Raw genomic sequence first — 13,882 nt, 5'->3', positions numbered from 1 at the left:
ATCACGCTTCTTGGCGGCGTATTATGGGGATTTAGCAGTGTTTGCGGGCAGTATCTGTTCACGCAAAAAGGCGTCAGCGCCGACTGGCTCGTGCCCTACCGCCTAGGCCTCGCCGGGCTTGCGATGGTAGCGTATTATATCGCTCGTTCGCCGCGCCTAGCCCTCGCACCGCTAAAAGATCGCGCGCTATTGCCGCAGCTGCTCATCTACGCGTTTTTTGGGCTTATGATGACGCAGTATTCGTACTTTTGCGGTGTCGAGCTCTCAAACGCCGCCGTCGCGACCGTGATCCAGTACTCCGCGCCCGCGCTCATCCTTGCCGTCGTTTGCTTTTTAGAACGACGCGCGCCTAAAAAGGTCGAGCTCATCGCGCTCATTTTTGCGGTGCTGGGCGTCGTGTTGCTCGCCACTCACGGCGATCTTGGCTCGCTCGTTATCAGCGCAGAGGCGCTGGTTTGGTGCCTCATTAGCGCGCTTGGCGTCGTGATTTATAGTCTCATCCCGACTAAGCTAAATCAAAAATACCCCGTCGCGTTAAATTTAGGCTGGGGCATGGTCATCGGCGGCGGCGCGCTTGCGCTTTACACGCGGGTTTGGCAGCTGGGCGGCGTGAGCGACGCAGACGGCTTTGCGGCGCTTGTCGCGGTGGTGATTTTAGGCACGATATGCGCGTTTAGCTTTTACATGACGGGGCTAAAGATAATAGGCGCGAGCAGGGCGAGCATGATCGCGTGCATAGAGCCGGTGAGCGCGGCGGCGTTTGCCTATTTTTGGCTGGGGACGGAGTTCGTGTTTCTTGATTTTGCGGGCTTTACGCTTATAATCTCGTGCATATTTTTGCTGGCTAAAGATAGAAAAAAAGCGTAAATTTGGAGGAGAGATGATTTATTTGGCGCAGACCGATACGACGGCGGGATTTTTGAGCAAGGATTTTCGCGAGATAAACGCGCTCAAACGCCGAGCAGCGGATAAGCCCTGCCTCATGACGACGGCAAAGCTTAGCGAGCTAAAAAATCTCGCTCGCGTGCCCGCTAAATTTAAAAATTTAGTGCGCCGCGCGAGGAAAACGACGTTTTTGTATCCGAACGCCAAGGCTGTGCGCATCGTGAAAGAGTGCGCCCACGAGGAGTTTTTGAGGCAATTTGACTGGCTCTACTCTAGCAGCGCAAATTTAAACGGACAGAACTTCGACGAAGCCTGGGCGAAAGCGGCGGCGGACGAGGTCGTGGATCAAAATTTCAGCCAAAACGCAAGCTCGAAAATTTATAAAATTTCAAAAACGCGCTTAAAACGGCTGAGATAGTTTTATCTAAGGCCGCGTCTAGCCGTTAATAATTTTATTTACCGCTAGGGCTGCTAAATTTAACCCAAAACACGCCGTTACGCCCATAAAGCTTCCCAGTTTCACGCACCTTGGCAACTCGGTCGAAAACACGACGTCAAATTTACCTTTAAAGCCCGTTTTTTTAAGCTCGGTGCGTATTTTTTTAGCAAACGGGTCGTTGCAGGTTTGCCAGACGGAGGCGACCTTGATCTGCGTAGGATCGATGCGCTTTGCCCCGCCCATCGAGCTAATGAGCTTTTCGTGCGTTTTTAGCGCGAGCGCGATCTTGGTGGGTACGTCGTCGATAGCGTCGATAACCAGATCAAAGGGCGAGAAATCAAAATTTGCGATAAATTCGGGCGTCATTAGCTCTTGTAGCGCCGTTACGCACTCGTATCTTTTGGCAAATTCGCCGACCTTAACGGCGCCGACCGCTTCGCTGTAAATTTGACGGTTTTGATTGGTTATGTCAAAAATATCCTTGTCGATGACGGTGATTTTACCCACGCCCGCGCGAGCTAGCGCGTCTGCGCAGATGCCTCCTACGCCGCCAACGCCACAGATCAGGACGTTTGCGTTTTGAAGCTTTTTAAAATCATCGCCAAACAGCCATCGAGACCTCGTAAATCGGTCGTTTTGATCCAAAATTTCCTCGCTCAAATTCGATCCTTTAGCGCGGTTTTTAGGCCCTGCAAGCTCGCGTGCGCGGTCATATCGAGCATGATTGGAGTGAGCGAGGCGAAACTCTCGCTAAGCACGCTGATATCGGACTCGCCGTTTTGTTCGTAGTCTAAATTCGACGGCTGTCCGAGCCAGTAGTACTCGATGCCGCGCGGGTTGCGGTGGAGCATCGCGTGCGTGGCATAGCTGCGTCTGCCTGCGGGAACTATGCGGTAGCCTCTAAATTCGCGGGCGGAGACGGCTGGGATATTTACGTTTAAAAACTGACGCGGCGGTAGGGATATTTCGCCGTTTAATACGCGCGGAACGATAAATTTGACGGCTTGCTGTGCGAGCGAAAAGCCGAGTTTTTCGATGCTGTCGTTTTTGTAAAACTGCGAAAACGCGATGCTGGGCACCCCCTGCAAAACGCCCTCCATAGCCGCTCCGCACGTACCCGAGTAGGTGATGTCCTCGCCGACGTTGGCACCGTGATTTATGCCGCTGATTACGAGGTCGGGCAGTCTTTTGTATAGCGCGTGAAGCGCGAGATAGACGCAATCTGCGGGCGTAGCGTCGTCGAGTTTGTAAAAATCGTCGTCAAGCTTGATGAAACGAAGGGGTCTAGTAAGCGTAAGAGAGTGCGCGCAGGCTGATTTTTCGGTACTCGGTGCTACGATCGTAACGCGCGTATCAGGTAGTTCCCTCAGTGCGCTAGCTAAAGCGTGCAGGCCGCTAGCCTCGAATCCGTCGTCGTTTGTGATTAAAATTTCTTTCAAATTTATTCCTTTTTATCACGATTGGCTCAAATTTGACGAGCCCATAGCTTTCAAATTTTTAAAGAAATGATTTTAGCACAGCTTTTATTATTTAAATTTAAAGTTTTGGTCTATGTTGGATATTGTTTACTTTATATTTTAGTTTTTAAATTTTATTCAAATTTAAGATAGTAAATATATTATATTATATAATACCGAAATAGATTGAAATCAATCATAATAAATTGATAACAACTACTGTTATATTTACATAGTATAAAAATAAGCTTTAGATTTAATTTTAATTATATTAGGAAAATAAATGAGAATTTAAGCGAACTAATAATAAAATACCGGCCTATAAATAAAGTTAAGTTTTATTTAAATTTACAAAGGAGGTTAGAAAGCCGATTATGGAAAACGCAAAGAAAAAAGCGTCTAAATGGGTCATAGCTTTGCTGGCGGTTATTGGGCTTACTGGCGGATTTGGAATTTTCACATTCTTTTTTGCCAATGGGCCTCAGCATCTTACTCGCGATCCCGAAGCCTGTATAAACTGCCACGTCATGAACCAAGTCTATGAAGGCTGGTCTAAGGGCGGACATCAACACGTTACGACGTGTATAGATTGTCACATGCCTAAAGAATTTGTAAGCAAATGGCTGGCGAAAGCTAAATACGGCTTCTTGCACGGTTATGCGTTTACTTTCTTGGATAATCCCGTATCGTTTACCGCAAGCGATGAGCAAAAGGAGATAATACAAAACAATTGTATAGAGTGCCATAAGGATTATGCTAGAAATTCAGTCGATCCAAGAGCTATAGGCGATAGCTTGCCGGGCAAACACGGGCAGTATGCTAATGCCAACGAGCCGTTAAAATGCGTATCTTGTCACAGACAAGCCGGACACGCACATAACTTTTAAAACAATCCTAGGAGGAGAATAAATGAAAAATAACAAACTGTTATACGCGGTTACTTTTTTAGTGGCCGTTGCACTCGGTGCGGGCGTACTTGCTCTTTATAACGACATAGCTCATAAAAAAGAGGAGTCAAAAACTTACCCGCTAATGCTAAATAAGGTAAGCGAGCTTGAGCCGGATTTTGAAAAATGGGGCGCAAATTTCCCAAATCAGCTCGATGCTTACAAAAAAATGGAGCATAAAAGCGACGCAAATCCAAAAGGAAGCGAATTTGTAGAAACGGCTTTCGGCGGTGATTTACCTTATAGCAAGATTATTCGCTGGCCTGCGGCTACGGTGTTTTGGAACGGTTATGCGTTCGGCGTGGATTACAGCAAACCGCGAACCCACTACTATTCGCAGATAGATCAGATCGAAACCAAAAGAAACGATAAAGAGTATCTAAACGCTCACGGGCTTCCTGCATTTAAGGGTCAGCCAGGATATTGCGTCAATTGCCACACCGGATATTTAACCGCGCTTCAAGTTGATGGCGATTATAACCTAACTGCCGATCCTACGCCTGCTGCAACTAAGCCTATGCCGTTTTTCGACGTAATGCCTAAAGAGGAAGGCGAAAAGAGAAAAGCCGCGTGGACGAAGATGAACTCTATCCCGTATTTTGACGTCATGAAAAAAATCGCGGCTAAACACGGCGAGAGTATCCACGGATCGCATCTAGGCAGCACCTGTGCAGACTGCCACTCGCCAGATGATATGAGCCTAAGAGTAACAAGACCCGCATTCGTAAACGCAATGGTCGCTAGAGGCTACCAAGCCGACGCAAAAAGCGGTATAAAGGCCACCAGACAAGAGATGAGAAGCTACGTTTGTATGCAGTGCCACGTAGAATACTATCCTGCAGGCAAAGAATCCGTTTTAACCTTCCCTTGGAATTTCTGGAAGAAAGACGAGCCGTTTAAGATCGAGAATTTCGACCAATACTATGACGATCAGTTAGCCAAAGAGGACGGGTTTAAATTTGACTACATCCACAAAGATACCGGCGCTAAAATCATCAAGATGCAGCACTCAGAAGCTGAGCTAAGCTCAACCGGTATCCACGGAAGAAGCGGCGTAACGTGCGCAGACTGCCACATGCCGTATAAACGCGCCGGAGCTCAAAAGATCACCGAGCATGAAATTTTAACTCCGCTTGCCGATATAAACGCGGCTTGCAAAACTTGCCACCCGCAAAGCGAACAAGTGCTAAAAGATAGAATTTCATTCGTACAAAATCGCCACGCTTACGAGCTAAGAAACTGCGAAAATGCGCTACTTTCTTTGATCCAAGACATAAAAACGGCCAGAGCCGAGCTAGCTAAGCACGAGAAATTTGCCTCGATCGCCGATGAAAAAGAGAGAAAAGAAGCTATCAGTAAGGCTCTTGAAAAGACTCTTTACTTACACCGCAAAACTCACATCCGCTGGGACTTCGCATTTAGCGAAAACAGCTACGGCTTCCACGGAGACGAAGAGTCGGCTAGGATCCTAGGTCAATGTAAAGAATTTGCTCGCCAAGGACAAACCGAGCTAGTTAACGAGCTTGCGCCTTACGGCATCAGCATCAAGCTAACTCAAGAGGCTACTCCGGTTCCTGCGCCTGCTTCTTTAGGACATAAATATCCTATCGGCGTAGCGCCTACCGAAGCTATGAAAAAAGCCGACGAAGACGTTAAGAACCTAAATTTTAAATAAACCCCAAAACCCAAGGCCTGCAGGCTTTGGGTTTTTAAATTTACGCATTTATCTTTCAAATTTTTAAACCCGAATTTTTCTTATAAATTTAAATTTTATTGTTTATTTAGCCGTTTTAGGCGATAATTCCCGTTAAATTTAAAGGGTAAAATATGCTTAAAAATTTTATTTTTGCTGTGTTTGCGGCGAGCCTGGTTTTTGGCGCGCAAGAACTTGCGATAAAGACAAAGCCTTCGTCAAATTCGCCGTCGAATTTAGAGACGAATCTGGAAGAAAGGGACGAATCGCAAAGGCGCGTAGATGAATGTATGCAAAAAGATAGCTCCATCGCCGGTATGGTAGGGTGTATAAATGCCGAATTCGCCGTTCAAGATAAAATTTTAAACGAAAACTATAAAAAGGCTATGAGCGTACTAAACGACGAAAATAAAAAAATCCTAAAAGATATACAGCGTAAGTGGGTTGCTTATAAAGAGGCCAAATGCGCTTTTTATCCTCAGCAAGGCTCGATTCACCGTCTAGACGCGACCGATTGCTATTTACAGATGACTAAAGAGCGCGCGACTGAGCTTGCGGATATAGTTAGCGAATTTGAGGGCAATCAGTGAAGCTGCTCGTCTCTTGTTTGGAGGCTTCTGCAAATTTGCACTTCGAGCAGGTTTTAGAGCATCTGCCAAAGTGCGAACTAAAAGGCATTTTTGATGAGAAATTCGGCGAGCCTTTTATGCCAAGCTCGGAGTTTTCCGCGATGGGCTTCGTGGAGGTTTTGCCGCTTTATTTTAAGGCAAAACGCGCGATAAAAGAGATGACTCGCCTAGCTGAGCAGTGCGACGCCGTGCTGCTGATAGATAGTCCCGCCTTTAACTTGCCGCTAGCTAAGGCAATCAAAGAAGCGGGCATCAAAACGCCCATAACCTACTACATCTTGCCGCAGGTGTGGGCGTGGAAGGCCGGACGCGTGGCGAAAGTCGAGGCGTACTGCGATCATTTGGCGTCGATTTTGCCCTTTGACGGGATGTATTACAACCGCTCGCGCTACGTCGGACATCCGCTACTTGACGAGCTACGGGTACGAAAAAACGAGCTTTTACAAAGTGGTAAGATCGCCTTTATGCCAGGATCCCGCCGCGCCGAAATTTCGCGGTTGATGCCGATTTTTCGCGAAGTAGCAAGCCGTATAAAAGACAAAGAAAAACTGCTCGTCGTGCCGCCTTTTTTGGCAAACGAAATGCAAATTTACGGCGACGTGAGCGACTTTAGCGTGGTTACTGACGCGCCGCGCGCGCTTTTGCAAAGCGAGTTTGCCTTCATCTGCTCAGGTACCGCGACGCTGCAGGCCGCGCTCGTGGGCACGCCGTTCGTGCTAGCTTATAAAGCTAAAGCAATCGACATAATGATTGCACGGATGTTTGTGAAGCTGCGCCACATCGGGCTTGCAAATATCATGTTTGATTTTATGGGCGAAGAGGCGCTGCACGAGGAGCTACTGCAAGAGGAAGTAACGCCCGGCAATCTAATAAAAGCCTACGAGAGCTGCGATAAAAAGCAATTTATCGCTGGCTGCGAGAAGCTGCGAAGATACTTAAAACACGGCTCTGCCGCAAACGTGGCGCAAATTTTAACAACTAAAAAGGATGAAAAATGACCGAACCTATGACGCTTTTCGGGTATGAAAAAATCACGAACGAACTAAAAAATCTAAAGACCGTCGAGCGCCCGAATATCGTCGAGGAGATCGACATCGCGCGCAGTCATGGCGACCTAAAAGAAAACGCCGAATACCACGCCGCTCGCGAAAAACAGGCGTTTATCGAGAGCCGTATAGCCGAGCTTAGCGACATAGTAAGCCGCGCTAAGGTAATCGACCCCGCAGAATACGAGCACGATAAAGTAAAATTTGGCTCCACGGTCGTCATCATGGACGTAGAAACCGAGCTGGAAAAGACCTATACGCTAGTGGGTACGCCTGAAAGCAACCTGGAGCGCGGTCTCATCTCGATAAACTCACCCCTAGCCAAACAACTAATCGGCAAGAGCGAGGGCGACGAGGTCGCGCTGAGCCTGCCAAACGGCAGAAGCGACGTCGAGATCGTATCCGTTAGCTATAAACCGATCAAATTTTAGAGCCGATGAGCGCGTTTAAAACCGTTAAATTTATGCGCTGGGCCGCTAAATTTGAGCATTTAAATTTAACTACGGCGTTTGCCGAGTTTTTCAAATTCGGCTCGCTAAATTTAAAACCCATAGCCGCAAATTCGACGCTACAAAAAGTAAAATTTGATGCCTGAGCAAATCGTCGTAAAAAGCGGCGCGATCTTTATCGCTGACTCGCACGAAAACGAAAATCGAGAAAATTTCTGGCATTTTTTGTGCGCGTTAAAAAGCGGCGAGATAAAGACGCCGCAGCTGTTTTTGATGGGCGATATGTTTGATTTTTTGGCGGGCGAGTGCGAGTTTTTCGTCAAATTTTATGAGCGATACGTCCGCACGATCGACGAGCTGGGCGAGAAAATGGAAATTTATTATTTCGAGGGAAATCACGATTTTAACCTATCAAGGCTGTTTAAAAACGTCAAAGCCTATCCTATCGGCGCCCAGCCGGTTAAATTTGCCACTGAGTGCGGACAAAGCGTGCTTATTGCGCATGGAGATATATTTTTGCCTTTTGTTGCAAAATACGCTTTGAGATTTTTGCGCGTCAAATTCTTTTTAAAAACGATGAATTTTTTCGATAAATTTTTAAATTTTAGACTCTCGAAACAAATTTTAAATAAGCTTAAACGAAAAATTTTAGATTATAAAATACTGAATTTTAAGAATTTAGTCGAGGCGAAAATGCGCCGATATAACGCATTTTACGAGGCTGACATCATCATCGAGGGGCACTATCACCAAGGCGAACAGTACACGATAGGTAAACAAAAATATATAAATGTTCCATCTTTTGCATGCGAGCAAAGCTATTTTGTAGTAGAATACGGCCAAAATATTAAGTTTGCTCGAAAGAGCGTAAAGGTTTAGAATGCTTAACAACGGCACATTAAAAACCGGTTCAAACGAGATGGAGCTTGTTGATTTTCGTATCTTTAAGCAGGCGGGAGACAAGGTATATGAGGGCATATACGGCGTCAACGTCTCCAAGGTGCGCGAGATCATCAAGATGCCGAATTTGACCGAGCTTCCCGGAGTACCCGAGTATATCGAGGGGATTTTTGACCTGCGCGGCGTAGTTATACCCGTGATAAATTTGGCCAAATGGATGCAGATAAACGAGCCTAAAGACTCGGCGATCAAGCCTCGCGTCATCATCGCCGAATTTAGCGAGATTTTGATAGGTTTTATCGTCCATGAGGCAAAACGTATCAGGCGTATAAGCTGGGCGGATATCGAGGCGGCGACTTTCGCCTCAAATGCCGGAACGCTGGATAAAGGAAAGATCACGGGCGTAACCCGCATCGAAAACGACGAGGTCTTGCTCATACTCGATCTTGAAAGCGTCGTCGAAGAGCTTGGCATATATAGCCCGAAAATCGAAGTAGAAATCGATCAAAACAAGCTTTTAAACGGTCTAGCGCTAGTGCTAGACGATAGCTCGACGGCTAGAAAGCTTGTAAAAGATACTCTAGAAAAAATGGGTCTAAAAGTGGTCGAAGCAAAAGATGGCATAGAAGGGCTTGATAGGATGCAAGATCTTTACGAGATGTACGGCGATAAGCTTGATAGCCATCTAAAGGTGATTTTAAGCGATATAGAGATGCCGCAGATGGACGGATATCGCTTTGCATCGACGATAAAAGACGATCCAAGATATACGGGAATTCCTATTATATTTAACTCTTCTTTGAGTAAAGACTACACCGAAGCTCAAAGCAAAGAGGCCGGAGCCGCCGCGTATCTAACCAAATTTGACGCGACGCTATTTTACAACGAGGTGCTTCGCGTGATCGAAGCGAACAAGAAATAAGGGGGAAATCATGGATGATATGAAAGAAATAATGGAAGACTTCCTAGTTGAAGCCTTCGAACTGGTAGAACAAATAGACCATGACCTCATAGAACTTGAGTCAAACCCCGAAGATTTAGAGCTTTTAAATAGAATTTTCCGCGTCGCGCATACGGTTAAAGGATCGTCTAGCTTTTTAAATTTCGACATCCTTACTAGGCTCACGCACCACATGGAGGACGTGCTAAACAAGGCCCGCCGCGGCGAGCTAAAGATAACTCCCGATATCATGGACGTGGTGCTAGAGTCAGTGGACATGATGAAAGGGCTACTGCACGGCATCAGAGATAGCGGCAACGATACGGACGTAGGCATAGAGATAGAAGATATATGTAAAAGACTAACCTCGATATCCGAAGGCGAAGCCCCGAGCGCGGCTGCTAGCGAGCCTACTCCCGCAGCGCCTGAGCCTGTAGTAGAGACGCCGATAGAGCCTGAACCCGTTAGCGATGAGAATTTGTCAAATTTAAGCGACGACGAGGTCGAAGCCGAGATAGAAAGACTACTAAAAGTAAGAAAGGCTGAGGATCAAGCAAGACGTGCTCAAAAGGCAGCCGGAGGTGAAGCGCCAAAGCCTACCGCACCGGCTGCGCCGCAAGCTCCAACCCCGTCAAATTCGGCTCCCGCTCCAAAAGCAGCTCCCGCAAAGCCTGCCGATAAAAAAGAGGACAAAAAAGTCCCCGCTCCATCAAGCGGAGCTAACGCGGACGAGCAGACTATACGCGTCGAGGTTAAGCGCCTAGATCACCTGATGAACTTGATCGGCGAGCTGGTGCTTGGCAAAAACAGATTGCTTAAAATTTACGACGACGTCGAGGAGAGATACGAGGGCGAAAAATTCCTCGAGGAGCTAAATCAAGTAGTATCTAGCCTAAGCCTGGTAACTACCGACATCCAGCTAGCCGTTATGAAAACGAGGATGCTACCTATCGCGAAGGTGTTTAATAAATTCCCTCGCATGATCCGCGATCTAAGCCGCGAACTAAATAAGCAAATCGACCTTGAGATCACGGGCGAGGAGACGGAGCTTGATAAATCTATCGTCGAGCAAATCGGCGATCCGCTCGTACACATGATAAGAAACTCGTGCGACCACGGTATCGAAGACGGCGCGACCAGATTAGCCGCCGGCAAACCGGAAAAAGGCACCATCCAGCTAAAAGCCTATAACGAAGGCAACCATATCGTAGTCGAGATCACCGACGACGGTAAGGGCCTAGACGCCGATATGCTAAAATCCAGATCTATAGAAAAAGGCATCATCACTGAGCGCGAAGCTGATGCGATGAGCGATAAAGAGGCGTTCGGACTTATATTTAAACCTGGATTTTCGACTGCGGCGAAGGTAACCAACGTAAGCGGCCGCGGCGTAGGAATGGACGTCGTAAAAACCAATATCGAAAAGCTAAACGGTATAATCGATATCGAAAGCGAAGTGGGCAAGGGCACGACGATGAAGCTAAAGATCCCGCTCACGCTAGCTATCATACAGTCGCTTTTAGTCGGAGCTCAGGAGGAGTTTTTTGCTATTCCTCTAGCAAGTGTCCTAGAGACCGTGCGCGTACCGATCGACGATATCTATACGATCGACGGTAAAAACGTACTTAGACTACGCGACGAAGTGCTATCGCTAGTTAAACTCTCAGATATCTTCGGCGTCAAGCAAGTCTTTGACGGCGGAGATCAGACCTATGTGGTCGTTATCGGCGTAGCGGAGGCGAAGCTTGGCATCATCGTAGATAGCCTCGTAGGACAAGAAGAGATCGTCATAAAATCAATGGGCGATTATCTCCAAAATATCCCTGGAATCGCAGGCGCCACGATAAGAGGCGACGGCCGTGTAACGCTAATCATCGACGTAGGTATGATGATGGAGATGGCAAAAGATATAAAAGTAGACATAAAAGCCAGTATGGAAGCCTCAAAGAGCGTCAAAGAAAAGCCGAGCGATTATAAGGTGCTAATCGTCGACGACTCTAAGATGGACAGAACGATCATGCAAAAATCGCTAGCCCCTCTTGGCGTAACGGTTATCGAGGCTACCAACGGCGTCGAGGCTCTAGCTATCGTAAAATCGGGCGAACACGCGCTTGATGCGATGCTAATAGATATCGAGATGCCGCGAATGGACGGCTATACGCTGGCAGCTGAGATCAGAAAGTATTCAAAATATAGAAATTTGCCGCTCATAGCGGTAACTTCAAGGACGTCAAAGACCGATAGGCTAAGGGGCGTAGAGGTAGGAATGACCGAGTACATCACCAAGCCGTATTCGTCGGATTACCTTGAAAACGTAGTTAGAAAAAATATCAAACTAATAGGATAGAACATGAACGACAAATTAAATCAGGTTCTAAAAAAACAAAAAAGTCAGGTGATGGATCCGAGCGAAAAAGAGCGCGAGGAGATCGTCCAGTTAGTCGGTTTCATCGTGGGCGACGAGGAGTATGCGATACCTATTTTAAATATTCAAGAGATCATTAAGCCGATCGAATACACTCGCGTGCCTAGCGTGCCGGACTATGTTTTAGGCGTGTTTAACCTACGCGGTAGCGTCATCCCGCTAATCGATTTGAGAAAGAAATTTTCTCTAAACGCCGCAAAACCGAGCCCAAGCACGAGGTACATCGTGATGAAAGAGGGCGATAACGTCGCGGGATTTGTGATCGACAGGCTAACGGAAGCCATCAGGATACAGCAAAACAGGATCGATCCGCCGCCTGAAACGCTTTTAAAAGACAAAGGCATGATTTACGGTATCGGCAAAAGAGACAATAATATCCTTACGATTTTAAAAGTCGAAGCGCTACTAAAACGCGATTTCTAGGGTCAAATTTGATAAAGCTTTGCGTATTTGATTTTGATTCGACCCTGATGGACGGCGAGACGATAGATTTTTTAGCCGCAGCAAACGGCGTCGGCGATGAAGTTAGCGAAATAACAGCAAAAGCAATGGCGGGCGAGCTTGATTTTTTTGAGAGCTTGACGCGCCGCGTATCGCTTTTAAAGGGGCTTAAGCTTGCTAAAGTAGATGAAATTTGCTCAAATTTGCCGCTAATGCCCGGAGCCGCCGAGCTAATCGCCCATCTAAAAAACAAAGGCGTCAAGGTCGTAGTTTTTAGCGGAGGATTTCACGCGGGCACCGATAGAGCGCAAGAGAAGCTCAAATTCGACGCTAGCTTTGCAAACATCCTGCACCACAAAGACGGCGTCTTAACCGGACTCGTGGGCGGCGAGATGATGTTTGGCTTTTCAAAGGGCTCGATGCTTGTAAATTTACAAAAGATGCTCGGTATCTCAAAAGAGCAGACGATGAGCGTAGGCGACGGCGCCAACGACCTATCCATGTTTGAGCATTCAAATTTAAAAATCGCGTTTTGCGCGAAGCAAATTTTAAGGCAAGCGGCAACTTGTTGCGTGGATAAAAAAGATTTGCGCGAGATCATAAATTTGATATAAAAGGCGAGAAAAATGTTTAATAACGATATAAATTTTTCATTGTGGTGTGACTTTATCGAGCGCGACTTTTTGCAAGACGAGTTTGAAAATTTACTTAAAATCGGCGCTATTAACGGCGTTACCTCAAACCCGTCCATCTTTAAAGCCGCGTTTTTGTCGGACTCCTACAAAGACGTCATCGGCCAAATGGGCAAAAAATATCCAAAGGCGCTTTACGAGGCGCTCGCGGTGCAAGATATCAAGATAGCCGCGACCAAGCTTTTGAGGCATTATGCAAACGGCGACGACGGGTTTGTTAGCATCGAGGTCGATCCTAGCTTTTGCGATAACGCCGCGGCTACGGTGGACGAGGGCGCTAGGCTGCACGCGGAGATCGGTATGCCAAACGTCATGATCAAAATCCCCGCGACAAAAGCGGGCTTCGAAGCGATGAGCGCTCTAAGCGCGCGCGGTATCGCGGTAAACGCGACGCTGATTTTCTCGCCGGAGCAAGCCGTAGCGTGTTTGGATGCTTTTGAAGAGGGCGTGAAGGCTTATGAGAAGAAATTTCCGCTAACGCCGCTGCCAAAAAGCGTGATTAGCATTTTTGTTAGCAGATTTGATCGCTTGCTAGATGAAAAAATGCGCGAAAACTCGCTACCGACGGGCCAAATCGGCATTATGAACGCGACTAAAATTTATAAAATCATAGAAAATAAAAGCTTGCCGACGACGCGCGCGCTTTTTGCTAGTACGGGCTTAAAGGGCGATGAGCTGGCAAGGGATTATTACGTAAAAGAGCTGATGTATCAAAATGCCGTAAATACGGCCCCGCTTGATACTATAAAAGCCTTTATCGCTGGTAAAAACGAACCTAAAACCGCCGTTAGCGACGATAGTATAGAGAAATTTTTTGGCGTAGTAAAAAGAGCCGACATAGACATGGAGAAGGTTTATAAAGACTTGCTAAACGACGGCTTAAAGCAGTTTGTGACGGCATTTGAAGACATAATGAAAGCACTAAAATAACTAGGAAGC

At 46.9% G+C, this 13,882-nt stretch carries 16 protein-coding genes; 14 read left to right on the top strand and 2 right to left on the bottom strand.

Annotation, left to right across the window (positions count from 1 at the left end):
- Together RWM02_RS08880 and RWM02_RS08875 are read left to right on the top strand one after the other, a co-directional pair.
- Positions 1–867, top strand: an 867-nt coding sequence (locus RWM02_RS08880; RefSeq protein ID WP_314071344.1) for a DMT family transporter, incomplete at its 5' end; no start/stop codon positions are given.
- A 13-nt stretch (positions 868–880) separates the two neighbouring features.
- A complete protein-coding gene (locus RWM02_RS08875) occupies positions 881–1,303 on the top strand; it encodes a Sua5/YciO/YrdC/YwlC family protein (RefSeq protein WP_314071341.1) in 423 nt (140 codons plus the stop codon).
- An 18-nt stretch (positions 1,304–1,321) separates the two neighbouring features.
- On the opposite strand, the gene RWM02_RS08870 is transcribed toward RWM02_RS08875, so the two are convergent.
- Both RWM02_RS08870 and surE read right to left on the bottom strand, forming a co-directional pair.
- Positions 1,322–1,984, bottom strand: a complete 663-nt coding sequence (locus tag RWM02_RS08870; protein WP_314071339.1) for a tRNA threonylcarbamoyladenosine dehydratase — start codon at positions 1,982–1,984, stop codon at positions 1,322–1,324.
- On the bottom strand, positions 1,981–2,763 hold the full coding sequence (surE, locus tag RWM02_RS08865; protein WP_314071337.1) for a 5'/3'-nucleotidase SurE: 783 nt from the start codon (positions 2,761–2,763) through the stop codon (positions 1,981–1,983). The genes RWM02_RS08870 and surE overlap by 4 nt, the downstream gene beginning before the upstream one ends.
- Before the next feature lie 392 nt (positions 2,764–3,155).
- Between surE and nrfH the strand changes: the two genes are divergently transcribed.
- From nrfH to RWM02_RS08805, 12 genes are all read left to right on the top strand, one after another.
- Positions 3,156–3,668, top strand: a complete 513-nt coding sequence (gene nrfH, locus RWM02_RS08860; RefSeq protein WP_002950715.1) for a cytochrome c nitrite reductase small subunit — start codon at positions 3,156–3,158, stop codon at positions 3,666–3,668.
- A gap of 22 nt (positions 3,669–3,690) precedes the next feature.
- The gene (locus RWM02_RS08855) at positions 3,691–5,403 is read left to right on the top strand and encodes an ammonia-forming cytochrome c nitrite reductase subunit c552 (protein ID WP_122871746.1); all 1,713 of its coding nucleotides are present in this window, start codon (positions 3,691–3,693) and stop codon (positions 5,401–5,403) included.
- 152 nt (positions 5,404–5,555) lie between these two features.
- Positions 5,556–6,011, top strand: coding sequence for a lysozyme inhibitor LprI family protein (locus RWM02_RS08850; protein WP_314071332.1), 456 nt, complete (start codon positions 5,556–5,558; stop codon positions 6,009–6,011).
- On the top strand, positions 6,008–7,048 hold the full coding sequence (gene lpxB, locus RWM02_RS08845; RefSeq protein ID WP_314071329.1) for a lipid-A-disaccharide synthase: 1,041 nt from the start codon (positions 6,008–6,010) through the stop codon (positions 7,046–7,048). Before RWM02_RS08850 ends, lpxB begins: the two co-directional genes overlap by 4 nt.
- Positions 7,045–7,527, top strand: coding sequence for a transcription elongation factor GreA (greA, locus tag RWM02_RS08840; RefSeq protein WP_314071327.1), 483 nt, complete (start codon positions 7,045–7,047; stop codon positions 7,525–7,527). Before lpxB ends, greA begins: the two co-directional genes overlap by 4 nt.
- 5 nt (positions 7,528–7,532) lie before the next feature.
- On the top strand, positions 7,533–7,691 hold the full coding sequence (locus tag RWM02_RS08835; protein ID WP_314071326.1) for a hypothetical protein: 159 nt from the start codon (positions 7,533–7,535) through the stop codon (positions 7,689–7,691).
- On the top strand, positions 7,684–8,424 hold the full coding sequence (locus RWM02_RS08830; protein ID WP_314071324.1) for a UDP-2,3-diacylglucosamine diphosphatase: 741 nt from the start codon (positions 7,684–7,686) through the stop codon (positions 8,422–8,424). The genes RWM02_RS08835 and RWM02_RS08830 overlap by 8 nt, the downstream gene beginning before the upstream one ends.
- Position 8,425: 1 nt before the next feature.
- Positions 8,426–9,367 (top strand): chemotaxis protein, encoded by a 942-nt coding sequence (locus RWM02_RS08825; RefSeq protein ID WP_314071321.1) that lies wholly within the window; start codon positions 8,426–8,428, stop codon positions 9,365–9,367.
- Between the two features lie 10 nt (positions 9,368–9,377).
- Positions 9,378–11,732 (top strand): hybrid sensor histidine kinase/response regulator, encoded by a 2,355-nt coding sequence (locus RWM02_RS08820; protein WP_314071319.1) that lies wholly within the window; start codon positions 9,378–9,380, stop codon positions 11,730–11,732.
- Positions 11,733–11,735: 3 nt separating this feature from the next.
- Positions 11,736–12,233, top strand: coding sequence for a chemotaxis protein CheW (locus RWM02_RS08815; RefSeq protein WP_002950733.1), 498 nt, complete (start codon positions 11,736–11,738; stop codon positions 12,231–12,233).
- 8 nt (positions 12,234–12,241) lie between these two features.
- The gene (gene serB / locus RWM02_RS08810; protein WP_314071314.1) at positions 12,242–12,865 is read left to right on the top strand and encodes a phosphoserine phosphatase SerB; all 624 of its coding nucleotides are present in this window, start codon (positions 12,242–12,244) and stop codon (positions 12,863–12,865) included.
- 12 nt (positions 12,866–12,877) lie between these two features.
- Positions 12,878–13,873, top strand: coding sequence for a transaldolase (locus RWM02_RS08805; RefSeq protein WP_314071311.1), 996 nt, complete (start codon positions 12,878–12,880; stop codon positions 13,871–13,873).
- Positions 13,874–13,882: the final 9 nt, after the last annotated feature.

This window comes from Campylobacter showae (assembly GCF_963515975.1).
Taxonomy (GTDB): domain Bacteria; phylum Campylobacterota; class Campylobacteria; order Campylobacterales; family Campylobacteraceae; genus Campylobacter_A; species Campylobacter_A showae_F.
The sequence above is the reverse complement of the archived record's forward strand: the minus strand, read 5'-3'. Positions and strand labels throughout refer to the sequence as shown.

Coding starts and splice junctions, on each gene's coding strand:
- RWM02_RS08830 (WP_314071324.1), top strand. CDS start 7,684: ATGCCTGAGCAAATCGTCGTAAAAAGCGGCGCGATCTTTATCGCTGAC.
- greA (WP_314071327.1), top strand. CDS start 7,045: ATGACCGAACCTATGACGCTTTTCGGGTATGAAAAAATCACGAACGAA.
- RWM02_RS08805 (WP_314071311.1), top strand. CDS start 12,878: ATGTTTAATAACGATATAAATTTTTCATTGTGGTGTGACTTTATCGAG.
- RWM02_RS08815 (WP_002950733.1), top strand. CDS start 11,736: ATGAACGACAAATTAAATCAGGTTCTAAAAAAACAAAAAAGTCAGGTG.
- RWM02_RS08855 (WP_122871746.1), top strand. CDS start 3,691: ATGAAAAATAACAAACTGTTATACGCGGTTACTTTTTTAGTGGCCGTT.
- RWM02_RS08850 (WP_314071332.1), top strand. CDS start 5,556: ATGCTTAAAAATTTTATTTTTGCTGTGTTTGCGGCGAGCCTGGTTTTT.
- RWM02_RS08820 (WP_314071319.1), top strand. CDS start 9,378: ATGGATGATATGAAAGAAATAATGGAAGACTTCCTAGTTGAAGCCTTC.
- RWM02_RS08835 (WP_314071326.1), top strand. CDS start 7,533: ATGAGCGCGTTTAAAACCGTTAAATTTATGCGCTGGGCCGCTAAATTT.
- RWM02_RS08825 (WP_314071321.1), top strand. CDS start 8,426: ATGCTTAACAACGGCACATTAAAAACCGGTTCAAACGAGATGGAGCTT.
- RWM02_RS08875 (WP_314071341.1), top strand. CDS start 881: ATGATTTATTTGGCGCAGACCGATACGACGGCGGGATTTTTGAGCAAG.
- nrfH (WP_002950715.1), top strand. CDS start 3,156: ATGGAAAACGCAAAGAAAAAAGCGTCTAAATGGGTCATAGCTTTGCTG.